A 23,853-nucleotide genomic window follows, 5' to 3' on the forward strand; every position below is an offset into this window, starting at 1 on the left:
GCTGCTCCTCCCGCCGTGGTGGTGGGCGGGAGCGGACCTTGCCGTCCCCCGTGCGCCGCGGTCCGCCCCGCCTCCGGGTGACAGCACACCAGTCCGGTCGCTTCCGGCGAAAGACACCGCCGCTTCCGGCCCGCTTCCGACCGGTGCCCCGCCACCGTTCCGGGCCCGGGCGGACGCGCCAGTGGCGCCGCCCGAGGGGGCGACGCCACTGGTGGTGGTCCTGCTCTTCAGTTGTTCACCGGTGGATCAGCTGTGCCGTCCCGGGCGGCGGTAGGCGACCAGGCACAGGAGCAGGCCGCCGAGGACGGCGAGGCCGCCGAGTGCCGCGATCAGGCCGTCCGCGGCGGAGCTGCCGGTGTTCGGCAGCGGCTCGCCGGTCGGCCTGTGGTGGGTCGGACTGTGGGTCGGGACCGTGGACGCGGTGGTCGTGGTCGTGGCGGACGGGGACGAGGACGTCGGGGACGCGGTCGGCGACGGCGAGGCGGTCGGGCTCGGCGACGAGGTGGGCGACGGCGAGGCAGTCGGGGACGGCGACGAGGTCGGCGACGGCGAGGACGTCGGGGACGGCGACGGCGACGGCGACGGCGACGGGGACGAGGTCTGGAGGACGACGCCCATGTCGAGGTCGAGGTAGCGCTGACCACCGGAGAGGGTGACCGACTGGGTCAGACCCGTCGTCGGGTCGGCGTCGGAGTCCTTGGTGGGGTCGGTGCCGGCGCCGCGGGTGGTGACCTTGGCGCCCTGCGGCAGCGTGGTCAGGTCGAACTGCACCTGGTAGTTGTTCGCGGGCGGCGGCGGCAGGACGATGCCCATGTCGAGGTCGAGGTAGCGCTGACCACCGGAGACGGTGACGGCCTGGGTCAGGCCCGTCGTGGGGTCGGCGTCGGAGTCCTTGGTGGGGTCGGTGCCGGCGCCGCGGGTGGTGACCTTGGCGCCCTGCGGCAGCGTGGTCAGGTCGAACTGCACCTGGTAGGCTTGACCGCGACGCCGACCTTGGCCGGCTCGGCGGGCAGCAGCTGCCGGCCCTCGTTGTCGGTGGCGGTGAAGGCGAAGCTGTTCCACGCGTACTCGGTGTCCGGCGCGTCGAACGGGGTGACCATCGGCCAGGTGAGGGTGAACGACTCGCCCGAGGCCATGGCGCCGGCGCGGTGGACGCGGAACCAGGTCGCCGTTCCCGGGGCGGGGAATGTGGCGCTCCAGACCGCGTTCGTGTTGCAGCCGGTCCTGTCGACGAGCACGCTCTCGACGCAGGGGTTGGGGTCGGTGGTGTACTCGATCACCACGGTCGGGTCGCTGCTGACGATCGGCTCGCTCAGCGACGGCATCCAGGTGCTGCCGCGCTGGGCGTCCTGGGTGAGGACGTAGTTGTCGCCGGGGGCGGGCAGCTTGTCGTAGGCGATGAAGTCGGTGACCGGGTCCGGCGAGTCGTTGCGCACGGTCATCCGGTAGGAGATGTGACCGCCGGGGGTGGCGGTGCCGATGCTCAGGTAGTCGGAGTCGAGGTCGCCCTTCACCTCCTTGAACGAGCGCAGCACGCTCGGCACGTCCACCTGGATCTTGGAGGAGGCGTGGCAGAGCAGCTCGGTGGTGTTGCCGTTGCCGTTGAGGTCGAGCACGTCCGGGGTGCTGCCGCTGTCGGAGCCGGAGAACATGCAGGAGACCGGGTTGGTCGGCTGATCAACAGTGACGTAGACGTCGTTGGTCAGCTCACCGGAGCGGATGCTGCTGGCGACCTGGACGTCGAAGAGCATCCGGTAGGCCAGCGGGTCGTGCAGGTAGGTGGAGTCGGGCGCGCCGGCCGGCCACTGCATCCGCAGCAGCTGGCGGCCGTCGGGGCCGGGGGTGACGGTGATCGACTCGGGGGCCTTGGCGTCCGGGTAGTTCGGGTCCGGGCGGGCGGAGCCGTCGATGTAGACGACGCCGGGCGGCAGCAGGTCGAGCAGGACGAGCGGGCGGTCCAGGTCGCGGGCGCTGCGGTTGTAGGGGATGACCTGGAAGGTGGCCGTGCCGCCGGGGGCGGACAGCTCGCCGGAGACGGTGGTCTTGGCCGCGCCGAGGTTGGTGGCCTGCGTGATGGTGGTGCTGGCGCAGGAGTTGGCGTTGGCGTTGTTGGTGCCGTCGGTCGCGGAGGTGTCGACGCAGTTGGTCAGCGGGACGGGGGCGGCGCGCCCGTCGTGGCCGGGGGTGGCGACCTGGGTGACCAGCTGCACCGCGTTGCCCGGGCTCCAGCCGGTGGGGATGGGGCCGTTCCAGACGAACTGGAGGCCGTCGAGCCAGCGGCCGGCGGGGATGCCGAGGACGTCGTTCGCGGGGTCGCCGGCGCCCTCCGCGAAGGTGATCCGGCGGTTGGCGGCGCCGTTGAACGGGGTGCCGGGGCTGAAGGTCAGCCAGGTCGGGTCACCGTTGAGCCGGTACTGGAAGGTCAGCTGGATGCTGGTGGGGTTCCACGGCTCCAGCTGGAGCGACTGGGGGAAGATCCAGTTGTAGAGGCCCTCGGTGGTGCCGGCGCCCGGGTCGGTGATGGTCAGGCTGGTGGCCGGGCCCGAGGTGTTGGTGGCCGACAGGCTGAAGCTGTTGAGGTCGCCGGAGACGACGGTGTCGCGCCACACCTTGCTGGCGGTCACCGCGACACCGGTGGCCGGGGGCTGGAACTGGCCGGTGGTGGCGGAGGCGGAGTCCAGCGTGGTCTCGGGGTCGGCGCCGAGCGGGTCGCCCAGCAGGTCCACGTTGTTGGTGGAGGTGGTGCCGCTGGGGAAGTCGGCCTCCGGGTAGTACACCACCAGCGCGCCGGGGTTGCGGCAGCCGCCGCGGCCGTTGCCGGAGACGAACGGGCCGATGTCGTAGCCCCAGGTGTTGGGGCCGGGGGCGACCTGGGTCCAGCCGGGCGAGCGGCCGGTGTCGACCACCGCGCCGGGCGGCAGGGTGTCGAGCAGGCGGCTGGTGTCCAGGTCGACGTTGGGCACGTTGTCGGTGGCGCACGGGCTGAACTGGTAGGTGACGGTGCGCCCGTCCTGGCTGCTGGTCTGGATGCCCTTGGTCACCGTGTACTGCGGCTGGACCTCGGCCTTGGTGTTGGCGCTCGCGTTCTGCGAGGTCTCACCGGTGGCGCTCATGGTGGCCGAGTTGGTGGAGGTGGTGCCGTTGGCGGTGGAGAAGTTGGGGTACTTCATGACCACCGTGATGGTGGCGGTGGTGCCGGGGCTGAGGTTCTGCAGCTTGATGTCCATCGTGCCGCCCATCGCGCCCGTCGCGGGCACGGTGGAGGCGGCCTGGTCGACCGAGGAGGGGTCGGGGGTCCAGCCGACGAACTGCATGTTCGACGGCAGGGTGTCGAGGATCTGACCGCCGGTGCACTCGTTGATCGAGCAGGTGTACCGGAGGGTGTAGGTGACGTTCTCCCCCGGGGAGACGGTCGCCTTGTCCACGCTCTTGGTGAAGGAGATGGCGGCCTGCGCCGGTGGGGCGATCAGGCCGCTGCCCAGGAGGGTTCCTCCTAGGAGGGCGAGAACCGAGACGATCCGCCCGGTCCGGAAGGGAATACGCATACCGGACAGTTGATCCGACCGTTCGTCACACGGCCGGGCGACGCGAGGGCGGGTGACGGCGTTTCACCTTGTCAGACGAGCGTCAAATCCCATCGTCCGTGTCGGGCGCTTTCGAGGCCGGGGCCGAGGCGGCGACCGGGGCCGGGAGCGGGGCGGCGGCCGGGGCCGGGTTCGCACCCGTGTGGAGGACGTCGCGGGCCTGTTCGGCGGAGCGGCTGATGCTCTCGCCGACGAAGTCCATGAAGCGCGCGATGTTCTCCAGGCGCACGGCCGCCGGGGTGCCGGTGCCGAGGACGCCGACGCCCTCCCGGGCGGTCTCGGCGAACCGGGCGTGGGCCTGGGCGGCGGCGACCATCGACTGGTACCAGACGTCGCCGTCGACGACGTAGCGCTCGCGGCGGCGCTCGTCGCGTTCGCGGCGGACGAGGCCGTGGGCCTCCAGGAACGCGACCGCCTTGGAGACGGACGCCGGGCTCACCTGGAGGCGCCGGACGAGTTCGGCCGCGGTGACGCTGCCCTCGTCGGTGGTGAACACGCAGGTCAGGACGCGGGCCATCATCCTGGGCAGGCCCTGCTGCATCACCAGGGTGGTGAACACCTCCTCGTACGCGCGCACGGCCTCCGGGTCGCGCCCGTGCGCGGCCGGCTCGGGCGGCTGCGGCCCGCGGGGGGCGGCCTGCCGGCTCCGGTGGGCGCGGCGCTCGGTGGCGCGGTGGGCCACGTCGGCGCGGTAGGCGGTGGGGCCGCCGTTGCGCATCACCTCGCGGGTGACCGTCGAGGTGGGGCGGTCGAGGCGCCTGGCGATCTCCGCGTAGGCGAGGCCGTCGGCCACGCCGAGTGCGATCTGCTGGCGTTCCTGCTGGGTGAGTCTGCCTCCCGGCACCGCGGTCTCCCTTCGTGTGGTCCCCGGCCTCCGCAGCATAGCGTTCATGCACCGTCAATGCAACGATCCATCGTGCTGACGTTGCGTTGAAATGGGATTCGTTGCAACGATATTCACTCTCTGGCCTGCGGCAATGGCAGTTTTACGCAACAAGGCTATTGATGAATGTGCGAATGCAACGTAGCGTTCGTGATGTCAGAAAGCAGCACGAACACAGTGACCACGCAGGAGAGCAGCATCATGGAGAAGTTCGCCACCACCGCCCCGATCACCGCCGTCGTCGACCTGCCGGCCGGCCGGGTCCAGGTGATCGCCGCCGACCGCGCCGACGCCACCGTCGAGGTGCGGCCGGCCGAGGCCGGCCGCGGCCGCGACGTCCGCACCGCCGAGCAGACCGCCGTCGGCTTCCAGGACGGTGTCCTGCGGATCGACACCGTGCCCGGCGGCCGGCTGGTCGGCGCCGGCGCCGTCGAGGTCACCCTCCAGGTGCCGGCCGGGTCCCGGATCGAGGTGACCTCCGAGAGCACCGAGCTCCGGGCCGTCGGCCGCCTCGGTGACGTCGTCGTCCAGGGCGCCTACCGCCGGATCAAGATCGACGAGGCCGACAGCGTGCGGCTGACCGCGGTCGACGGCGACGTCGAGGTCGGCCGGCTCAACGGCCCGGCCGAGATCAGCACCTCCCGGGGCGCCATCCGGATCGCCGAGGCGGTGCGCGGCGCGGTGGTGCTCCGCACCGAGTCCGGCGACATCGAGGTGGCCGCCGCGGCCGGGGTCTCCGCCGCCCTGGACGCCGGTACCGGCCACGGCCGGATCAGCAACAGCCTGCGCAACGACGGCGCCACGGCCCTCGACATCCGCGCCACCACCTCCTACGGCGACATCGCCGCCCGGAGCCTGTGACCGGCGCGGGTGCGACCGGGGAGGGCGCGACCGGCCCCGGGTGCGCGCGGGAGCCGGGTGCCGCCCGCGGCACCCCACCCGCCCCCCGGCGGGCGGGGCGGGTCAGGACGCGGCCGCGGCCGGTGCGGCGCCCGGCACCAGCCGGCCGGCGCACAGGGTCAGCACCTCGTCGACGGCGTCCAGGGCGGCGTGGTCGTGGGTGACCAGCAGCGTGGTGCGGCCGCGGGTCGCGTCGAGCACGTCGGCGAGGACGGCGGCGGCGGTGTCCGGGTCGAGGCCCTCGGTCGGCTCGTCCAGGACCAGCACCGGCGGGTCCGCGAGCAGCGCGCGGGCGAGCAGCAGCCGCCGTCGCTGACCGCCGGAGACGGTGGCGCCGTCCCCGCCGAGCATGGTCTCCCAGCCCTCGGGCAGGGAGTCGATCCAGTCGAGCAGCCGGGCCCGGCGGGCCGCGTCGCGGAGCTCCTCGTCGGTGGCGTCGGGGCGGGCCAGCCGCAGATTGGCGCGGATGGTGGTGTGGAAGACATGGGCGTCCTGGGTCATGCCGGTGATCGCCCGGCGGACGTCGGCGCCCGCGCAGTCCCGCAGTTCCCGCCCGCCGACGCGGATGCTGCCGCCCTCGTAGGGGAGGAACCGCATCATCGCCGCGATCAGGGTGGACTTGCCGGAGCCGCTGGCGCCGACCAGCGCCACCCGGCGGCCGGGCGGCAGCCGCAGGCTCACACCGTCCAGCACGGCCGGGCCGTCGGGGCGGTGACGCACCCGCAGGCCGCTGATCTCCACGCCGAGCGGTCCGTCGAGGGGGAGCGGGGCCGGGTCGGCCGGGTCGGTGACCGGGGCCGGGGTGTCCATCAGGTCGGCGAGCCGGCGGGCCGAGGCCCAGACGTCGGCCAGTCGGCGGGCGGCGGTGGGCAGCCCGGCGAGGGCGTCGAAGGAGACCAGGGCGAGCACCGCGAGCACGGTGAGCTGGACGGCGGGCAGCCCACCGTCGGCGTGCGCGCGCAGGCCGAGCCAGGTGACCCCGACCGTGGCGGCGGCCTGGAGCAGCAGGACCACGGCGGAGGCCAGCGAGGTGGTGAGCGCCCGGCGCTCCTCCAGGGCGGCGATCCGGGCGGTGGCCGCCGAGGTCCGGGCGTGGGCGCGGCCCCGGGCGCCGTACGCGGCGAGGTCGGCCGCACCCCGGGTCAGGTCGACGGTGAGCGCGGCGAGTTCGGCGCGCGCGGACTTCTCGGCGCGGCCGTCCCGGCGGGACAGCGTGAGTACCAGGGCGGGCACCACGAGCCCGGCGAGGGCCAGCAGCAGCGCGAGCAGCAGTCCGGCCGGCGGGAGCAGCACCAGCGCGGTGCCGGCGGCGGCCGCGGCGACCAGGACGGCGGCGGTGACCGGGATCAGCACCCGCAGCAGCAGGTCCTGCGCGGCGTCGACGTCGTCGACCAGCCGGGTCAGCAGGTCGCCGCCGCGGAAGGCGGGGGTGCCGGCCGGGGCGAGCGGGACGAGCGCCTCGTACACCCGGGCGCGGAAGTCGGCCACGGCGCGCAGCACGCCGTCGTGCCCGAGCAGGCGGTCGGCGTAGCGCAGGGTGCCGCGGCCGAGGGCCAGGGCGCGGACGGCGACGATCGCGACGGCGACGGCGGCGATCGGCGGCTGTTCGGCGGCGCGGGTGATCAGCCAGGCGGCGGTGGCCATCAGCGCGGCGCCGCTGAGTTCGCTGCCGGCGGCGGCGAGCACGGCGGGCAGCAGCCGGCGCCAGTGCGGCAGCAGTTGCCGCAGCAGTCGGAGGGTGGGGTGGGAGCCGGGGGCGGTGCGGTCGGGCATCGGAGCTCCGGGGGCGAGCGGTCGGGGCGCGGGGGCGGCGCCCGGGGGGACGGCGGCCGGGGGGACGGCGTCCGCGGCGGTCGGGCGGGTCATGAGCGGACCAGCCCGGTGAGGCCGGCGGCGGCCGGGCGGGACGGGGCGGGTCCGACGGTCCCGGCCCGCACGGTGAGGATCCGGTCGGCGTGCGGCAGCAGGCCGGTCCGGTGGGCGACCACGATCGCGGTGCGCCCGCGCATCAGCTCGGCGGTGGCCCCGGTGACGGCGGCCTCGCTCTCCGGGTCGAGGTGGGCGGTGGGCTCGTCGAGCAGCAGGACGGGCGCGTCCTTGAGGAAGGCCCGGGCCAGGGCGGTGCGCTGGCGCTGGCCGGCGGAGAGCCCGGCGCCGTGCTCGCCGAGGACGGTGTCGTACCCCTGCGGCAGTGCCGCTATGAAGCCGTCGGCGCAGGCCGCCCGGGCGGCGGCCCGGACCTCGGCGTCGGTGGCGTCCGGGCGGCCGAGCCGGATGTTGTCGGCGACCGAGGTGGCGAACAGGTGCGGGCGCTGCGGGACCCACGCCACCTGGGCGAGCCAGGCGTCGGGGTCGAGCGCGGCGAGGTCGGTGCCGTCGACCAGGACCCGGCCCGCACCGGGGGTGACGAAGCCGAGGAGGAGGGCGAGCAGGGTGGACTTGCCGGCGCCGCTCGGGCCGACCAGGGCCAGGTGCTCGCCGGGGTGGACGGTGAGCGAGACGTCGGCGAGGGCGGGTGCGGCGCGGTCGGGGTGGTGGACGGTGACGCCTTCGAGGCGCAGCCGTGCGGTGCGGGCCTCGGGGACGGGGGCCGGGGCCGGGACCGGGTCCTTGACCAGGAGCCGGGCGGTCGGGGCGGTGACGGCGTCGTCCGGGTCGCCCGCGCCGTTCGCGCGGTCCGTGTCGCCCGCGCCGTTCGCGCCGCCGGTGTCGTCCGCGTCGTCCAGGAGCGCGAAGACCCGCTCGGTCACCGCGATGCCCTCGGCGCTGTCGTGGAAGGCCGCGCCCGCCGCCCGCAGCGGCAGGTAGGCCTCCGGCGCGAGGAAGAGCACGACCAGGGCGGTGCGCAGGTCGAGCGCGCCGTCCAGCAGCCGCAGGCCGACCGGGACGGCGACCAGCGCCACCGACAGGGTGGCGACCGTCTCCAGGACGAGGGAGGAGAGGAAGGCGACCCGCAGGGTGCGCATGGTGGCCCGCCGGTGCGCGTCGGCCATCTCCCGCACCACCCGGGTCTGGTGCCGCTCGCGGCCGAACGCGCGCAGGGTCGGCAGCCCGGCGACGACGTCCAGGAAGTGGCCGCCCAGCCGGGCCAGCAGCCGCCACTGCCGGGCGGTGCGCTGCGCGGTGTGCAGGCCGACGAGCGCGCCGAACACCGGGATCAGCGGCAGGGTGATCACCACGATCAGCGCGGAGGTCCAGTCGGCGAGGCCGAGCCGGACGACCACCACCAGCGGGACGACGGCGGTGGCGGCCATGGTGGGCAGGTAGCCCGTCAGATAGGGGTCCAGGGCGTCGAGGCCGCGGGTGAGCAGGGTGGCGGTCTCGCCGTGCCGGCCGGCGGCCAGTCGCCGGGGGCCGGTGTCCCGCAGGTGGGCGGTGAGGCGGTCGCGCAGGTCCCGCTTGGTCGCGGCGGCGGCGCGCTGGGCGAGGGCGCCCCGGGCCCAGGCCAGCAGGGCGCGCAGGGCGAGGACGGTGCCGAGCGCGACCAGCGGGCCGGTCCACCGGCCGCGCCCGGCGAAGCCGTCGGCGAGCAGGCCGGCCAGCAGTTCGGCCTGGCCGAGCACCAGCCCGGCGCCCAGCAGGGCGAGTGCGGTGGACATGGTCAAGTGGCGCCGGAGCGCCGGGATCTCGCGCCGCAGGCGGCGTTCGGCCGGCTTCATCCCGTGGTCCCTCCGTGGTCCGCCAGGCGGTCGGACGCCGCCGGCCGGCAGCCGCGGTGGGCTGCCGGCCGACGGCGGTCGGTCAGAAGTAGCTGGGGTGGCGCCGACCGGTGCGGCCGCGGAACGCCCACCAGCTCCAGCCCTGGTAGAGCAGGATCAGCGGGACGACCACCACGCCGAACCCGATCAGCAGCTTCAGCGTGGCCCCGTCGGCGACGGCGTCGTCGACGGTGATCCCGCCGCCGGCGGAGGCCGACAGCAGGTAGGGGTACTGGCCGGCCCCGATCAGCAGCACCGGCAGCGCGGTCGCCAGGCAGGTGGCGGTGAAGGCGAGGGTGTCGCGGCTCCGGCCGAGGAACCACCACCCGGCCGCGAGGGCCGCCACGACCAGGGCGAACAGGACCACCGAGGTCCCCGTCCTGGTCATCGAGGCACCGGCCCCGAACACCGAGAGCAGCAGCGCCAGGGCTCCGGCGGCGCCCGCCGCGGCGAGCAGGGTGGCGCCCAGGCGCCGGGCGGCGGTGGCGGTGCCGGGCTCCGAGCGGAGCGCGACGAAGGCCGCGCCGTGTCCGGCGAAGAGCAGGGCGGTGGCCACCCCGCAGGTCAGCGCGAACGGCCCGAACACGTCGCCGGCGCCGACGTGGAAGGACCCGTCGGCCCGGCGGGGCACGCCGTGCAGCAGCAGGCCGACCACGATGCCCCAGCACACGGCGGGCAGCGCGCCGCCGAGCACCACCAGGGCGTTCCACACCTTGGCCGCCCGCGCTCCGCGGGAGCGGCCGCGCAGCTGGATCGCGGCGTTGCCGAGCACCAGGCCGGCCAGGATCGCCACGATCAGCGGGTAGAGGCCGGACAGCAGGCTGCCCTCCAGGTGCGGGAAGGCGCCGAACATCACGCCGGCGAAGGCGACCAGCCAGACCTCGTTGCCGAGGAAGAACGGCGCGATCGCGTCGAGCGCGGCGTTCCGCCCGTCCGGTCCGGTGCCGGTGCCGATGCCGGATCCGGCACCCGCTCGGGCGGCCGGACCGGCGTCGGGCCGGGGACCCGCGTCGGCGGAGCCGAGGAACGGGGACAGCATCTGGGCGCCGTAGTCGTAGCCGCCCAGTACGAAGTAGCCGGCGAGCAGCAGGCCGAGGAGGGCCAGCCAGAGGGTCTCCAGGCTCATTTAGCCCAACCTTCCGTCACGTCAGAGGAGTTCATCGCGGTGCGGGAGCGCTCGGCCCGCTCAGAAGGCCGGGACCCGCTGCTTCTCGTCGGCGCCGCCCGCACCGGGCAGGTCGTCCGGGAGCGGGTCGCCGGCGCCGAGCTGGGCGCCGTCCGGGCCGCGGCGGGCGAAGCGGGTGATCAGCGTCCAGTTGGTCACCGCGAGGGCGAGGAAGATGGCGATGAACACCGCGCAGGACACCACCAGGGAGCCCTTGCTCACGTTCGAGACGGCGTCGTCGACGGTCAACTGGCCGTAGACGAGCCACGGTTGGCGGCCGATCTCGCGCACCATCCAGCCGCCGACGGAGGCGATGAAGGGCAGCGGAATGATCGCGGTCATCAGGTAGGCGAGCCAGCGCTTGCGCACCAGCAGGTCCTTCAGCAGCAGGAAGACGGCGATGAAGGTGATGGTCGAGACCGTGTTGCCGAGGATGGTCATCAGGTCCATCGAGTTCTTCACCCAGGACGTCCAGGGCAGGTAGTCCCCGGGACCGTGCGCGGCGACCTCCTGGGCCTGCGCCGCGGCGAGGTCGGTGCCGTTCAGGATCGCGGCCTTGATCGGCTGGGTCTTCTCGATGACCGGGACCTGGAGGTTGCCCACGATGATGACGAAGAAGGAGGAGAGCATGCTCACCCAGACGCCCAGGCGCAGCGAACTCCGGAAGAGCTCGGTCTCCCTGGTGCCCTTGGCGAAGTGCCAGGCGCTGATGCCGGCCACGAAGATGCCGCCGGTGGTGAGCGCGGCGAGCGCGATGTGGGCGAGCGCCACCTGGGCGTTGGCGTTGGTGACCAGGGCCCAGAAGTCGGTCAGGTAGGCGACGCCGTCGCGGACCTCGTAGCCCACCGGGTGCTGGAGGAAGCCGTTGGCGACCAGGATCCAGAACGCCGAGAGGTAGGCGGTCAGCGCGACCAGCCAGATCAGCACGACATGGATGCCGCGCCGCATCCGGCCCCAGCCGAAGATCCACATGCCGAGGAAGGTGGACTCGGCGAAGAAGGCGATCAGGGTCTCCAGGGCCAGCGGTGCGCCGAAGACATTGCCCGCGAACTTGCTCAGTCCGCTCCAGCTGAGTCCGAACTGGAACTCCATGACGAGGCCGGTCACGATGCCGACCGCGTAGTTGATGACGTAGAGCTGGCCCCAGAAGCGAGTCATGCGCTCCCGGACCGCGCGTTTGGCGAGGTCGCGGGTGTACGCGGCCCGGGTGTGCATGATCGCCACGATGGGGACCAGCCCCATGGTGAGGATGACGAACAGCCAGTGCACGCTGGTGGTGGCCGCGAACTGGAGTCGGGCCAGATCCGCAGCGCTCATGATGCGACCTTCCTGGGGGGCGGTTGGCCTCCGGGTCGGCGGACGGATGAGGGTGTCGGGGAAGCGGACGCGGGGAGCGGACGCCGAGAAGGGGAGGGTTCCTCGCTCGCGTGTGCAGGTGGCGGGCATCGCTGCCCGCCACCTGCGCGACGAACCCCGCCGCTGACGTTAGGCGAGGATTGCTTATGCCTTCCAAGACCGGTTTTGCTATGTATGCATAACCCTCCGGACATGAGCAGAGGTGAACCGTGGATTTGCTGCAACTCCGCTACTTCCAGGCCGTCGCCCGTTTCGAGCACATCAGCCGGGCCGCCGAGGAGCTGAACGTCGCCCAGCCCTCGCTCAGCCGCACCATCGCCCGGCTGGAGGCCGAGCTGGGTTCGCCGCTCTTCGACCGGCAGGGCCGGCGGATCCGGCTCAACCAGTACGGCGTGGTGTTCCTGCGCCACGTCGACCGGGCGCTGAGCGAGCTGGACGACGGGCGCCGGGCGCTGCGCGAGGCCAGGGAGACCGGGCTCGGCCGGGTCGGTGTCGCCTCCGAGACCCTGCTGACCGTCGCCCATCTGATGGGCAGCTTCCGGGCCGCCTTCCCGGGCGCCGAGGTGCGGCTCTTCCAGTCGAACGTGGAGGAGATGGACCGGCAACTGCGGGCCGGCGAGGTGGACTTCTGCGTCGCCTCGCAGCCGCTGACCGCCGCCAACCTGGACTCGGTCGAACTGCTGCGGGAGGAGGTGCTGCTGGCCGTCCCGCGCGGGCACTGGCTGGACGGCCGGGAGAGCGTGACGATCGCCGAGATCGCCGACGAGCCGTTCGTCACCACCCGTCGGGGCAACTGGCAACGCGCCCTGCTGGAGCGGCTGTTCGCCACCGAGGGGCTCACCCCGAGGCTGTCCTGCGAGGGCGACGAGCCGGGGGCCAGCCAGGACATGATCAGCACCGGGCTGGGCATCGGCCTGATCCCGGCGATGTCCCGGCTGGCGGGCACCGACTCGCACGTCCCGGTGGCCTGGGTGCACGTGGCCGCGCCGAACTGCTACCGGGTGCTCACCCTGGTCTGGAACCGGGACGCCTACCAGTCCGAGGCGGCCCGCCGGTTCCGCGAATTCACGGTCAGCAGGCCGCTCATGACGCACCGTCGGCCGGATCCGAGGCTCGGCCGGGAGTCGGTCTGAGCCGCGCCGGCGCCCCGAAGATCGATCCTGGCGTGCCCCGGACTCCTTTGCTACGCTCAAAAGCGCTGCCGTGTCCTGGCCGAGGGCTTCGCGTGTCCGAATGGCCGGTATGAGATGGCGGGTTGGCAGGATCGACGTTCCTGCGGCAACCACCGGCGGCGCCGTCCTTCCTCCATTCACCCACTTGACCGGTGCCATGTGTCGGCGTGCCCCTGTGCGCGCGCCCGGGCGCCATCGAGGAGTTCCGTCATGCCCAAGATCACGTATGTCGCCGTGGACGCGGCCGAGCGCACGATCGACGTCCAGGCCGGCACCAGCGTCATGCGCGGGGCCGTCTTCAACGACATCGACGGCATCGTCGCCCAGTGCGGCGGGAATCTGCAGTGCGCCACCTGCCACGTCTACGTCGACGAGTCGACGCTCGACAAGCCGGAGCCGATCCAGCCGAACGAGAACGAGATGCTGGACTTCACCGCCTGCCCGCGCCGTCCCAACAGCCGCCTCAGCTGCCAGCTCACGGTGACCGAGGCGCTGGACGGCCTGATCGTGCACCTGCCCGAGCGGCAGAAGTGATGGCCGAGGGAGCCCACCCCGACTCGGTCGTCATCGTCGGCGCCGGCCAGGGCGGCTACCAGACGGCGGCCTCGCTGCGTGAGCACGGCTACCGCGGACGGCTCGTCCTCATCGACGCCGAGGACGAACTCCCCTACGAAAAACCGCCCCTGTCCAAGGCCTACCTCAAGGGGGAGGCGGACGAGGCACAGCTCTGGCTGCGGCCGGTCGGCTACTACGCGCGGCAGTCGATCGAACTGGTCGCCGGGTCGGTGACGGCGGTCGACCCGGCCGCCCGCACGGTCCGGCTGGCCGACGGCTCGGAGTACGAGTACGGCCACCTGGTGCTGGCCACCGGGGCCACCCCGCGCACGCTCGGCGTGCCGGGGGCCGGGCTGCGCGGCGTGCACACCCTGCGCACCGCGCAGGACGCCGCCGCCCTGCGCACCTCGCTCGGTGCGGCCCGGCACGCGGTGGTGGTCGGGGCCGGGTTCATCGGCCTGGAGTTCGCCGCGGCGGCCCGCCGGGCGGGCTGCGAGGTGACGGTGGTCGAGGCCCTCGACCGCCCGCTGGCCAGGGTGGTCTCGGCCCGCACGGCCGAGCACTTCACCCGGCTGCACCGGCGGGAGGGCTCCCGGCTGGTCTTCGGCCAGGGGGTCGCGGCCCTGCACGGCGACGAGCGGGGCGCGGTCGCGGCGGTGGAGCTGGCCGACGGCGCCCGGCTGCCGGCCGACCTGGTGCTGGCGGGGATCGGGGTGATCCCGCGCACCGGTCTCGCGGCCGCGGCCGGGCTGCGGGTGAGCGGCGGCATCGTCGTCGACGCCCGTCTGCTGACCAGCGATCCGCACATCTCGGCGATCGGCGACTGCGCGGCGTTCCCGCAGGTGCGCTCGGGCAACCGGCTGCGGCTGGAGTCCGTGCAGAACGCGGTGGGGCACGCCGAGCTGGTCGCCGCGCGGCTGACCGGCGAGAGCCGGGGCTACCGCGAGCTGCCGTGGTTCTGGAGCGACCAGTTCGCGACGACCGTGCAGATCGCCGGCCTGGACGAGGGCCACGACACCGAGGTGGTGCTCGGCGAGGACCCGGACGCGTTCTCGGTGCTGCTGTTCCGCGGCGGCGAGCTGCAGGCGGTGGAGTCGGTCAACCGGCCCACCGACCACCTGGCGTCCCGGCAGCTGCTGGACCGGGGGATTCCGCTGAACCCGGCCGAGGCCGCCGCCCCCGGCTTCACGCTCCGGGAGCACCTCGCGAGCCACCGGGGGGAGCCCGCCGTGCCCGTGGGCTGACCGGACGTCCGGTTGGCCGATACTCGCCGGGCCGGGCCCGGCCTGCGCCTCTGTCGCGCCCGCGCCGCCGCACCGCGGCGCGGGCGCCCGGCAACGGAACAAAGGATTCCGAAAACATTGGCCCCACTGCTTTCAAAAGTGCGGCCGAAGAACAACCGTTTTTTTATCCCCGGACGGTTTTCGGCCATGCCCGGGGCGGGCCCGCCGGGTCCGAACCTTCACAGTTAGTTCATAAGCCGCTGTTGCGGAAACATCTGCCGGTGAGGCAGGATTCAAACAAGATCGCTTGCTTGCTCATTCACTCGTCCGAATAACAAACAGGGGATACCACCGTGCCTGAATCCGTCAGCCCGCAGGGATTCACCGACGAGGCCGAGCTGCGCCGCCTCAACCGGGCCGTCGTCGAGCGGTACATGAAGACCCTCGGCCAGGACCGGCTGAGCCGGCACGAGCTCTTCACCGAGGACGGCGTGGGCGGCCTGTGGACCACCGACACCGGTTCCCCGGTGGCCACGCACGGCCGGGACCGCCTCGGCGAGCACGCCGTCTGGTCGCTCAAGTGCTTCCCGGACTGGGAGTGGTACAACGTCGAGATCTTCGAGACCCAGGACCCGAACCGCTTCTGGGTCGAGTGCGACGGCCGCGGGAAGATCGTCTTCGGTGACTATCCCGAAGGCTGGTACGAGAACCACTTCATCCACTCGTTCGAACTGGAGAACGGGCGGATAACGCTGCAGCGGGAGTTCATGAATCCGTTCCAGCAGCTGCGTGCCCTGGGCATTCCGGTCCCCGAGATCAAGCGGACCGGTATACCCACCTGAGAAATCAATAAATAGACCGCCGGATCGGAGTACGTCGTGGAAGACGTTATACGGGAGATTCGTATCCGCGGGGCGTTGCAACAACCCGAATGGAGCGACCTACCCCAGGTCAATCGGGTGGGCGAGGCACTGGCCTCTCGCCCCGCCCTGGTCCAGCCGGACGACCTTGCGACCTTGCGAACCCTGCTGGGAAAAGTCGCGCTCGGAGAAGCGCTCGTGCTGCAGTCCGGGGACTGCGCCGAAGATCCGCAGGAGTGCACACGTCAACATGTGGCGCGGAAGTCCGCGCTGCTCGATCTGCTCGCGGGGACCCTCGGTCTGCGGACCGGAAAGCCGGTCCTGCGCGCGGGCCGTATCGCGGGGCAGTTCGCCAAGCCCCGTTCCAAGCCCACCGAAGTCATCGACGGGGTCGAACTTCCGGTTTTCCGCGGGCACATGGTGAATGGACCGGAGCCGGACCCGGAGATCCGCCGGCCCGATCCGCTGCGCATCCTCACCGGCTACATGGCGGCCGGTGACATCGTCGAGCACCTCGGCTGGCGCGACCGCGCGGCCGGCCGCGACGTGGTCGAACCCCTCGTGTGGACCAGCCACGAGGCCCTGCTGCTCGACTACGAGACGCCGATGCTGCGCGTCGACGACAAGGGCCGGCTGTTCCTCGGCTCCACCCACTGGCCGTGGATCGGCGAGCGGACCCGGCAGGTCGAGGGCGCCCACGTCGCGCTGCTGTCGCAGGTGGCCAATCCGGTCGCGTGCAAGGTCGGCCCCGGGATGGAGCCCGACGAACTGCTCGCGCTGTGCGAGAAGCTCGACCCGTGGCGCGATCCGGGCCGGCTCACGCTCATCGCGCGGATGGGCGCCGAGAACGTGGCCGACCGGCTGCCGAAGCTCGTCGACGCGGTCCGCGGCGCGGGCCACCCCGTGGTCTGGCTCAGCGACCCGGTGCACGGCAACACCGTCACGGCGCCCGGCGGGTACAAGACGCGCCTGGTGGAGACGGTGTCCCTGGAGGTGTCGCGGTTCGTCGAGGCCGTGCGCGGCGCGGGCGGCGTGGCCGGCGGGCTGCACCTGGAGACCACCCCGGACGACGTGACCGAGTGCGCCTCGACCGAGGCCGACCTCGGCTCCGTCGGCGACCGGTACACCTCGTGCTGCGACCCCCGGCTCAACCCGGCCCAGGCCGTCGCCGTGGTGTCGGCCTGGACCGTCTGATCGTCCGATCGGTCGGCCGTCACCGCGCCACATCCTCCGCACCGCTCTGCGCGCCCCACACCCGCCCGCGCATCAAGCAAAGAACCGGAGCCATGACCGGCATACCCCCCATTCAGTCGTACCCCTTACCGGCCGAGGGCGAGCTCCCGCCGGCCACCGTGTCCTGGACCGCCGAGGCGGACCGCGCGGTCCTCCTCGTCCACGACATGCAGCGGTACTTCCTGGAGTCCATCCCCGAGCGCACCAGGAACGAACTCGTCGGCAACACGGCGCTCTTGCGCGACCGCTGTGCCGCCCTGGGCGTCCCGGTCGCCTACACCGCCCAGCCGGGCGGCATGACCGACGAGCAGCGCGGCCTCCTCAAGGACTTCTGGGGGCCCGGCATGCGCCCCGCCCCGGAGGACCGCCAGGTGGTCGACGCGCTGGCGCCGGCCCCGCAGGACTGGCTGCTCACCAAGTGGCGCTACAGCGCCTTCTTCCGGACCGACCTGCTGGAGCGGATGCGCGACACCCGCCGCGACCAGCTGGTGCTGTGCGGCGTCTACGCCCATGTCGGCGTGCTGGCCACCGCGATCGAGGCCTTCACCAACGACATCCAGGTGTTCTTCGTCGCCGACGCCACGGCGGACTTCTCCGCCGAGTACCACCGGTCCGCGCTGAAGTACGCCGCCGAGCGGTGCGCCCTGGTCACCACCGTCAAGGGGCTGTTCGGATGACCCGCGACCTGCCCGGGACCCCCGGGCCCGACAGCGGTTCCGACCTCGGCCCCGACAACCGCCCCGACAACGGCCCCGACCTGGGGCCCGACCTGCTCGCCGAGGTGCTGGCGGGCCGGCCGGAGGCCTTCGCGCTGCTGCACCGGCCCGGTGCGGCCGGGGACACCGGTCCGGTGGTGGAGGTGCTGACCGGCTCGGTCGCGCTGCCCGCCACGCTGGCCGGCATCCCGCTGCCCGGCGCCGAGGAGGCCGCCGCCGCGGCACCCGTGGTCGGGGACCGGCACGAGGTGCTCGTGGTGGTCCCCTACCGGCAGCTCGCCGAGCGCGGCTTCGAGGCCGCCGACGACGGGACCCCGCTGGTGGCGATGACCGTCACCGGCCAGCAGCGGCTGCCGCTGGAGCGGGCGCTGGCCCGGATCCCGGACGTGGCGACCCCGCTGGCCGGCGGTGCCTTCGACGTCGACGACGAGGCCTACGGCGAGGTCGTGGGCCGCATCGTCAAGGAGATGATCGGCACCGGCGAGGGCGCCAACTTCGTCATCAAGCGCACCTTCGTCGCCGACATCACCGACTTCGGGCCGCTGAGCGCGCCTGCGCTGTTCCGCCGGCTGCTGGAGCACGAGAGCGGCGCCTACTGGACCTTCCTGGTGCACACCGGGGAACGGACCCTGGTCGGCGCCTCGCCGGAGCGGCACGTCAGCCTCCGCGACGGCACCGCGGTGATGAACCCGATCAGCGGCACCTACCGCTACCCGCCGTCCGGGCCGACCCTCGCCGGCGTGCTGGAGTTCCTGGCGGACCGCAAGGAGACCGACGAGCTCTACATGGTGCTCGACGAGGAACTCAAGATGATGGCCCGGATCTGTCCGGACGGCGGCCGGGCGGTGGGTCCCTACCTCAAGGAGATGGCCCGGCTCGCGCACACCGAGTACCTGATCGAGGGCCGGACCGATCGCGATGTGCGCGACATCCTGCGCGAGACGATGTTCGCGCCCACCGTGACGGGCAGCCCGGTGGAGAGCGCCTGTCGGATCATCCACCGGTACGAGCCGGGCGGCCGCGGCTACTACAGCGGGGTGGCCGCGCTGATCGGCCGGGACTCGGCGGGGGAGCGGGTCATGGACACCGCGATCCTGATCCGCACCGCGGACATCTCCGCACAGGGGCGGATCGGCATCGCCGTCGGCTCCACCATCGTGCGGCACTCCGACCCGGCGTCGGAGGCGGCCGAGACGCGGGCCAAGGCGGCCGGGCTGGTCGCCGCGCTCGACGGCGGGCAGCAGCAGCGTTTCGCCGGCCACCCGAGCGTGCTCAGGGCGCTGGAGTCGCGCAACGACTCCATCGCCGACTTCTGGCTCGCCGAGACCGCGTCCCGGGCCTCCGCCCGGCCCGAACTGGCCGGGCGCAGCGTGCTGGTGATCGACGCGGAGGACACCTTCACCTCGATGATCGACCAGGAGCTGCGCTCCCTGGGCCTGCGGGTCACGGTCCGCCGGTTCGACGAGGAGTACGCCTTCGAGGGTCACGACCTGGTCGTGATGGGGCCGGGGCCGGGTGATCCGCAGGAGGCCGCGCATCCCAAGATGCGCCATCTGCGGGCGGCGCTCGACACCCTGCTGGCCGAGCGCCGGCCGTTCCTCGCGGTGTGCCTCAGCCACCAGCTGCTCGGGCTGCGGCTCGGGCTGCCGATCCGCCGCCGCGCGGTGCCCAACCAGGGTGTGCAGAAGGAGATCGACCTGTTCGGCGGCGCCGAGCGGGTCGGGTTCTACAACACCTTCGCCCTGGTCGCCGAGGCGGAGGAGTTCGCCGCCGAGGGCGTGGGCCGGGTCCTGGTGAGCCGGGACCCGGAGAGCGGAGAGGTCCACGCGCTGCGCGGTCCCGGCTTCGCCTCGCTCCAGTTCCACCCCGAGTCCGTCCTCACCAGGGAGGGGCCGCGGATCGTGGCCACCGCCCTGTCAGGACTGCTCGGTCCGGCGCGGGTCCCCGACCCCGCCTGAGCCGCCCGCCGCCCGGCACCGACGCCGGGCGGCCGGGCCGCCCCGGGACCGCCGGACCGGCGCTCTCCCCCGTGAGTGCCGGTCCGGCTCCCCCTGCCCGCCCGCGGCCGCGTCGCGATCCGGCGCGCGGCCCGGCGCACCGCGCCGTCCGAACGAGGCGCACCCGCGTGCTCCGGCCGGGCCGCACCCGCGTGCCCGGCGCCGGGGTGCGGCACACCCCCGCCGCCGAGCCGCGGCCCGCAGTCCCCATGACGAGAACGAGAGCGGGAGGACCCATGCACAAGTACGTCGTCGTCGACGCGTTCGCGCGCCGGCCCCTCACCGGCAATCCGGTGGCGGTCTTCTTCGGGGCCGACGACCTGTCCGGTGAGCAGATGCAGCGCATCGCCCGGGAGATGAACCTCTCCGAGACCACCTTCGTCCTCACCCCCAAGCAGGGCGCGGACCACCATGTCCGGATCTTCACCCCGGTGAACGAACTCCCCTTCGCGGGGCACCCGTTGCTCGGTACGGCGATCGCGCTGGGCGGGCACACCGAGGCCGACACGCTGCGGATCGAGACCGCGATGGGCGTCATCCCGTTCGACCTGGAGCGGGTGGACGGCCGGACCGTCGCCACCAGCATGCGCCAGCCGGTGCCGGTCTGGGAGCCGTTCGAGCGGGCCGAGGAGCTGCTGTGGGCGCTCGGCGTCACCTCCTCGACGCTGCCGGTCGAGATCTACCGCAACGGCCCCCGGCACGTCCTGGTCGGCTTCGAGAGCGTCGAGGCGCTGTCCAAGGTGGACCCGGACCACCGCGCGCTGGCCCGCTTCCCGGACATGGCGACCAACTGCATCGCCGGCTCCGGGACCACCTGGCGCAACCGCATGTTCTCGCCCGCGTACGGGGTCGTGGAGGACGCCGCGACCGGCTCCGCCGCCGGTCCCATCGCCATCCACCTGGCCCGGCACGGCCTGGGCGCCTACGGGCGCCGCATCGAGATCACCCAGGGCGTCGAGATCGGCCGCCCCTCGCCGATGGGCGCGCTGGTGCACGGCGAGGGCGACCGCGTCGACAGCGTCGAGGTCTCGGGCCACGGTGTCGTCACCATCGAAGGAGTGCTGCATGTCTGACCAGTCCGACCAGTCCGACCAGCCGGTACGGCCGGTACAGCCCGCGCCGGCCGAGCGGAAGCGGTCCGAGTCGCTGACCGGCACCGTCGCGCTCGACTTCCCGGAGTTCCGCACCCCGCCGGCCGAGCCGATGGGCCTGCTGAACTCCTGGCTGGCGGCCGCGGCCGAGCACGGCGTGCGGGAGCCCCGCGCGCTCGCGCTGGCCACCGCCGACGCCCGGGGCCGCAGCTCGTCCCGGATCCTGGTGATCAACCGGATCACCGAGACCGGGATCGTCTTCGCCACCCACGCCGACAGCCAGAAGGGCCGGGAGCTGGCGGAGAACCCGTGGGCGTCCGGCGTCCTGTACTGGCGCGAGACCAGCCAGCAGATCGTGCTGGCCGGGCCGGTGCGCCAGCTGCCCGACGCCACGGCGGAGGAGCTGTGGGCGGCCAGGGCGGTGTTCACCCACCCGATGACCACGGTGTCCCGGCAGAGCCGGCCGGTGGAGGACCTCGAGCACTTCGAGGAGCTGCGGGCGAAGGCGCTGGAGCTGGGCCGGCCGCGGCAGCCGCTGCCGCGCCCCGAGTCCTACGTGGCCTTCGAACTCGTCCCCGACGCCCTGGAGTTCTGGGCCGACGGCACCGACCGGCTGCACGAGCGGCTGCGCTACGACCGCACCGCCGACGGCTGGGGGATCAGCCGGCTCCAGCCCTGACCCCCCGCACGGCCCGCCGCGCACCCCGACCGGCCCTACCTCCCGAGGAGATGTCATGACCTCGCCACAGATCTTCACCGACCACCACGACCTGCGCGCCCGCAACCGCCGGGCCGTCGAGCAGTACCTGGAGACCGGCCCGGAGGCCCGGCTGCGCCGCTACACCCTCTACACCGAGGACGGCACCGCCGCGCTCTTCTACACCGACATCGGCCGCCCGATCGTCGTCACCGGCCGGGAGAAGCTCAAGCGGCACAACGAGCTCTCGCTCGAAGTCCTGCCCGACTGGCGGTGGTTCGACGTCCACGTGTACGAGACCCAGGACCCGGGCCAGGTCATGGTCGAGTGCGACGGCGAGGGCACCATCCGCTTCCCCGGCTATCCGGAGGGCCACTACCGCAACCACTTCATCCACGGATTCACGCTCCGGGACGGCCTCATCGCCGCCAGCCGCGAGTACACCAACCCGATCGAGCACATGAAGTCGCTCGGCATCGAGACCCCGCACATCAGGCGGGACTGGATTCCCACCGACTGACCCGTCGGGCAGGGAGTCCGGGTGCCGGACGCGCGCGCGAAGGAGATTCGATGGAGTTCCACTCGTGTCCCAGGAACCACGGACGGGAGGTCCCCGCGGCCGCGGGGTCCGTCCTCTGCGGCCCGTGCATCAGGCAGTTGGAACACACCCTGCGGGCCCTCCCGGAGCTGCACCAGGAGTGCCTGCACCACATCCAGACCGAGCCCCGGCGGCGCAACCCGACCCGGGTCTCCGGGAGCCGTCGCCGGGACCGGCTGAACCTGTCCGCGATCGACGCCCGCAACAACATCGTGGCGATCCTGGAGTCCTGGTCGCGGTTCGCCGCCGAGCGGCTCGGCACCACCGCGGTGATCCGCTCGGTGCCGCACCTGACCCGGTTCCTCGACCGCCACCTGGACTGGCTCACCGCACAGCCGCCGGCCGCCGACTTCGCCGACGAGATCGAGGACCTGCGGCTCGAACTGCTCAACGCGATCGACCCCGAGGCCGGCGACCGCGCGGTGCCCACCCGGGCCTGCGTGGTGGACGGCTGCCCCGGGACGATCGACGCCTCACCGCAGCACCACAACGGGGGACGGACCAGCGTCGGCTGCTCGTCCGGACATTCATGGGGGATACGCGAATGGCTCACGCTACGGCACCTCTTGGACCAACCGCGAACGGCGGCCGTCTGAGCCGGCCGCCCAGACACCGGCTCGTGCCGACGAACGTGGCCGCGCTCGCCGCGGGCGTCTCGGAGGCGACCATCCGCAAGTGGGTCAGCCGCGGCAAGATCACCCGCTACGGCACACCGGGCCGCTCGGAGTTCGACATCCAGGAACTCACCGAGATCGCCCTGCGCCGCCGGTCCTGACCGGCCGCGGGTGCCGACCCGGTGCGACAACCCCGCGGATCCATTGCCGGGCGGGCGGGAACACCGCCCGTCAACGGATCCGCGGGAGCTCCGGTACCGGCCGCCACGGCGGCCGGTGCGCCGGCGAAGGGGCCGGGGCTCTCCGAGCAGGAGAGCCCCGGCCCCTTCGCTTGTCAGCGCTTCTCGTAGATCCGCTTGTGCCCGCCGATGCCCGCCAGCCGGAACGGCCCGGTGGTCCCGGCCGGGGTCGGGTGGTCGCCGCCGTCGGTCGGGAAGCCCCACTCGTGCAGCTCGCGGTAGCGGTCGTAGCCGATCGGCTGCCGCCGCTCGACCGCCTCCCGGTGCGCCTCCGTCCGCAGGTGCTCCCGGTAGCCGGGCACCACCGTCCCGGCGAAGAACTCCGCGACGCTGCCCGAGCCGTAGCTGAGGAAGCCCACCGCCTGCCCGTCGAGGTCCTCCGCCCCGTCGAGCAGCGCGGCCAGGCCCAGGTACACCGACGCGGTGTAGCTGTTGCCGATCACCGCGTTGTACCCGGTGGTGCGCCCGAGGGCCCGCTCGACGGCGGCCTCGTCGGTGTCGCGCCCGGCGGAGTTCAGCAGGTGCCGGTGCGCCTTGTAGGCCATCCTCGTGAACGGCTGGTGGTAGCAGAAGGCGCCGAAGTCCTCCAGCGGCCGGCCGCCCTGCTCGGAGTAGTCCTTCCAGGTGCCCTGCACCGCCTGGAGGTAGGCACCGATGGACTCCTGGCCGTCGACCAGCGCCGCGTCGCGGTAGTTCGGCCGCCAGAAGTCCATCACGTCCGCGGTGAACAGGCCCGAGGGGTCCTCGATCCGCACCAGCGCCGGGTCGGCGGTGACCAGCATCGCCACGGCGGCCGCGCCCTGGGTCGCCTCGCCGGGGCTGTCCAGCTCGTACTTGGAGACGTCGCTCGCCACCACCAGGACCTTCTGGGTGGGGTCGCGGTGGATCAGGCCGAGGGCGAACTGCAGGGCGGCGGTGGCCCCGTAGCAGGCCTGCTTGAGCTCGACCACCCGGGTCGCCGACGGCAGGCCGAGCAGCGAGTGCACGTACACGCCGGCGGCCTTCGCCTGGTCGATCGAGGACTCGGTGGCGAACACCAGGGTCCGGATCCCGTCCGTGCCGTGCCGGGCGACGATCGGCGCGGCGGCCGTCGCGCCCAGGGTGACGATGTCCTCGTCGGCGGCCGGCACGCTCATCGACCGCTGGCCGATGCCCGTGTGGTACTTGCCGACCGGGGTGCCGTTGTACTCCGCGAGCGCGGTGTGCGGCAGCACGAACTCGGTGGTCGCGAACGACAGATCGTGGATTCCGACAGTGGCCCCGTTGGACATA

General features: G+C 73.1%; 21 protein-coding genes. 13 read left to right on the forward strand and 8 right to left on the reverse strand.

Annotation, left to right across the window (positions count from 1 at the left end; all coding sequences use genetic code 11):
- Window positions 1-246: 246 nt before the first annotated feature.
- The 3 genes from IF01_RS0135680 to IF01_RS0135690 all read right to left on the reverse strand — a co-directional run bounded on the left by IF01_RS0135680 (window position 247) and on the right by IF01_RS0135690 (window position 4,428).
- Entirely contained in the window at window positions 247-966 is a 720-nt protein-coding gene (locus tag IF01_RS0135680; protein ID WP_030397781.1) for an SdrD B-like domain-containing protein, read from the reverse strand.
- Window positions 951-3,545: a DUF11 domain-containing protein gene (locus IF01_RS0135685; protein WP_030397782.1), complete on the reverse strand. Its 2,595-nt coding sequence runs from the start codon at window positions 3,543-3,545 to the stop codon at window positions 951-953. Before IF01_RS0135685 ends, IF01_RS0135680 begins: the two co-directional genes overlap by 16 nt.
- Window positions 3,546-3,627: 82 nt before the next feature.
- Entirely contained in the window at window positions 3,628-4,428 is an 801-nt protein-coding gene (locus IF01_RS0135690; RefSeq protein WP_051756869.1) for a MarR family transcriptional regulator, read from the reverse strand.
- A 240-nt stretch (window positions 4,429-4,668) separates the two neighbouring features.
- Between IF01_RS0135690 and IF01_RS0135695 the strand changes: the two genes are divergently transcribed.
- The gene (locus tag IF01_RS0135695; RefSeq protein ID WP_030397784.1) at window positions 4,669-5,328 is read left to right on the forward strand and encodes a DUF4097 family beta strand repeat-containing protein; all 660 of its coding nucleotides are present in this window, start codon (window positions 4,669-4,671) and stop codon (window positions 5,326-5,328) included.
- A gap of 102 nt (window positions 5,329-5,430) precedes the next feature.
- Here the strand turns inward: IF01_RS0135695 and cydC are convergent, their stop codons facing one another.
- The 4 genes from cydC to IF01_RS0135715 form a co-directional block, all read right to left on the reverse strand.
- The gene (gene cydC, locus IF01_RS0135700; RefSeq protein ID WP_037782455.1) at window positions 5,431-7,140 is read right to left on the reverse strand and encodes a thiol reductant ABC exporter subunit CydC; all 1,710 of its coding nucleotides are present in this window, start codon (window positions 7,138-7,140) and stop codon (window positions 5,431-5,433) included.
- Between the two features lie 89 nt (window positions 7,141-7,229).
- Window positions 7,230-9,026 (reverse strand): thiol reductant ABC exporter subunit CydD, encoded by a 1,797-nt coding sequence (gene cydD, locus IF01_RS0135705; protein WP_037782424.1) that lies wholly within the window; start codon window positions 9,024-9,026, stop codon window positions 7,230-7,232.
- Window positions 9,027-9,108: 82 nt separating this feature from the next.
- On the reverse strand, window positions 9,109-10,191 hold the full coding sequence (locus IF01_RS0135710; protein WP_030397787.1) for a cytochrome d ubiquinol oxidase subunit II: 1,083 nt from the start codon (window positions 10,189-10,191) through the stop codon (window positions 9,109-9,111).
- 60 nt (window positions 10,192-10,251) lie between these two features.
- Window positions 10,252-11,547: a cytochrome ubiquinol oxidase subunit I gene (locus tag IF01_RS0135715; protein ID WP_030397788.1), complete on the reverse strand. Its 1,296-nt coding sequence runs from the start codon at window positions 11,545-11,547 to the stop codon at window positions 10,252-10,254.
- Window positions 11,548-11,795: 248 nt separating this feature from the next.
- Here IF01_RS0135715 and IF01_RS0135720 point away from each other — a divergent pair, with 248 nt between their 5' ends.
- The 12 genes from IF01_RS0135720 (at window position 11,796) to IF01_RS48695 (ending at window position 22,503) form a co-directional block, all read left to right on the forward strand.
- Window positions 11,796-12,719: a LysR family transcriptional regulator gene (locus tag IF01_RS0135720; protein ID WP_030397789.1), complete on the forward strand. Its 924-nt coding sequence runs from the start codon at window positions 11,796-11,798 to the stop codon at window positions 12,717-12,719.
- A gap of 249 nt (window positions 12,720-12,968) precedes the next feature.
- A complete protein-coding gene (locus IF01_RS0135725) occupies window positions 12,969-13,292 on the forward strand; it encodes a 2Fe-2S iron-sulfur cluster-binding protein (protein ID WP_030397790.1) in 324 nt (107 codons plus the stop codon).
- Entirely contained in the window at window positions 13,292-14,557 is a 1,266-nt protein-coding gene (locus IF01_RS0135730; RefSeq protein WP_030397791.1) for an NAD(P)/FAD-dependent oxidoreductase, read from the forward strand. The genes IF01_RS0135725 and IF01_RS0135730 overlap by 1 nt, the downstream gene beginning before the upstream one ends.
- A 332-nt stretch (window positions 14,558-14,889) precedes the next feature.
- Window positions 14,890-15,378, forward strand: coding sequence for a PhzA/PhzB family protein (locus IF01_RS0135735; RefSeq protein WP_030397792.1), 489 nt, complete (start codon window positions 14,890-14,892; stop codon window positions 15,376-15,378).
- A gap of 36 nt (window positions 15,379-15,414) precedes the next feature.
- Window positions 15,415-16,590 (forward strand): 3-deoxy-7-phosphoheptulonate synthase, encoded by a 1,176-nt coding sequence (locus IF01_RS0135740; protein ID WP_030397793.1) that lies wholly within the window; start codon window positions 15,415-15,417, stop codon window positions 16,588-16,590.
- 92 nt (window positions 16,591-16,682) lie between these two features.
- A complete protein-coding gene (locus tag IF01_RS0135745) occupies window positions 16,683-17,306 on the forward strand; it encodes an isochorismatase family protein (RefSeq protein WP_030397794.1) in 624 nt (207 codons plus the stop codon).
- The gene (locus IF01_RS0135750) at window positions 17,303-19,303 is read left to right on the forward strand and encodes an anthranilate synthase family protein (RefSeq protein WP_078880595.1); all 2,001 of its coding nucleotides are present in this window, start codon (window positions 17,303-17,305) and stop codon (window positions 19,301-19,303) included. Before IF01_RS0135745 ends, IF01_RS0135750 begins: the two co-directional genes overlap by 4 nt.
- 275 nt (window positions 19,304-19,578) lie before the next feature.
- Window positions 19,579-20,415, forward strand: a complete 837-nt coding sequence (locus IF01_RS0135755) for a PhzF family protein (protein ID WP_030397796.1) — start codon at window positions 19,579-19,581, stop codon at window positions 20,413-20,415.
- Entirely contained in the window at window positions 20,408-21,112 is a 705-nt protein-coding gene (gene phzG, locus IF01_RS0135760) for a phenazine biosynthesis FMN-dependent oxidase PhzG (protein WP_078880596.1), read from the forward strand. Before IF01_RS0135755 ends, phzG begins: the two co-directional genes overlap by 8 nt.
- A gap of 55 nt (window positions 21,113-21,167) precedes the next feature.
- Window positions 21,168-21,650 (forward strand): PhzA/PhzB family protein, encoded by a 483-nt coding sequence (locus tag IF01_RS0135765; protein WP_030397798.1) that lies wholly within the window; start codon window positions 21,168-21,170, stop codon window positions 21,648-21,650.
- A gap of 137 nt (window positions 21,651-21,787) precedes the next feature.
- Window positions 21,788-22,324, forward strand: a complete 537-nt coding sequence (locus IF01_RS0135770) for a hypothetical protein (RefSeq protein WP_233290090.1) — start codon at window positions 21,788-21,790, stop codon at window positions 22,322-22,324.
- A gap of 23 nt (window positions 22,325-22,347) precedes the next feature.
- Entirely contained in the window at window positions 22,348-22,503 is a 156-nt protein-coding gene (locus IF01_RS48695) for a hypothetical protein (protein WP_157855447.1), read from the forward strand.
- 173 nt (window positions 22,504-22,676) lie between these two features.
- On the opposite strand, the gene IF01_RS0135780 is transcribed toward IF01_RS48695, so the two are convergent.
- Entirely contained in the window at window positions 22,677-23,852 is a 1,176-nt protein-coding gene (locus IF01_RS0135780) for a hydroxymethylglutaryl-CoA synthase (protein ID WP_030397800.1), read from the reverse strand.
- Between the last annotated feature and the right edge of the window lies 1 nt (window position 23,853).

The organism is Kitasatospora purpeofusca (assembly GCF_000718025.1).
GTDB classification, from domain to species: domain Bacteria; phylum Actinomycetota; class Actinomycetes; order Streptomycetales; family Streptomycetaceae; genus Kitasatospora; species Kitasatospora purpeofusca.

What these genes read in the sequence shown, in the direction of transcription:
- IF01_RS0135685 (WP_030397782.1), bottom strand. Translation starts at nt 3,545, where the DNA reads ATGCGTATTCCCTTCCGGACCGGGCGGATCGTCTCGGTTCTCGCCCTC.
- IF01_RS0135695 (WP_030397784.1), top strand. Translation starts at nt 4,669, where the DNA reads ATGGAGAAGTTCGCCACCACCGCCCCGATCACCGCCGTCGTCGACCTG.
- cydC (WP_037782455.1), bottom strand. Translation starts at nt 7,140, where the DNA reads ATGCCCGACCGCACCGCCCCCGGCTCCCACCCCACCCTCCGACTGCTG.
- cydD (WP_037782424.1), bottom strand. Translation starts at nt 9,026, where the DNA reads ATGAAGCCGGCCGAACGCCGCCTGCGGCGCGAGATCCCGGCGCTCCGG.
- IF01_RS0135710 (WP_030397787.1), bottom strand. Translation starts at nt 10,191, where the DNA reads ATGAGCCTGGAGACCCTCTGGCTGGCCCTCCTCGGCCTGCTGCTCGCC.
- IF01_RS0135715 (WP_030397788.1), bottom strand. Translation starts at nt 11,547, where the DNA reads ATGAGCGCTGCGGATCTGGCCCGACTCCAGTTCGCGGCCACCACCAGC.
- IF01_RS0135725 (WP_030397790.1), top strand. Translation starts at nt 12,969, where the DNA reads ATGCCCAAGATCACGTATGTCGCCGTGGACGCGGCCGAGCGCACGATC.
- IF01_RS0135730 (WP_030397791.1), top strand. Translation starts at nt 13,292, where the DNA reads ATGGCCGAGGGAGCCCACCCCGACTCGGTCGTCATCGTCGGCGCCGGC.
- IF01_RS0135745 (WP_030397794.1), top strand. Translation starts at nt 16,683, where the DNA reads ATGACCGGCATACCCCCCATTCAGTCGTACCCCTTACCGGCCGAGGGC.
- IF01_RS0135750 (WP_078880595.1), top strand. Translation starts at nt 17,303, where the DNA reads ATGACCCGCGACCTGCCCGGGACCCCCGGGCCCGACAGCGGTTCCGAC.
- IF01_RS0135755 (WP_030397796.1), top strand. Translation starts at nt 19,579, where the DNA reads ATGCACAAGTACGTCGTCGTCGACGCGTTCGCGCGCCGGCCCCTCACC.
- phzG (WP_078880596.1), top strand. Translation starts at nt 20,408, where the DNA reads ATGTCTGACCAGTCCGACCAGTCCGACCAGCCGGTACGGCCGGTACAG.
- IF01_RS0135765 (WP_030397798.1), top strand. Translation starts at nt 21,168, where the DNA reads ATGACCTCGCCACAGATCTTCACCGACCACCACGACCTGCGCGCCCGC.
- IF01_RS0135780 (WP_030397800.1), bottom strand. Translation starts at nt 23,852, where the DNA reads ATGTCCAACGGGGCCACTGTCGGAATCCACGATCTGTCGTTCGCGACC.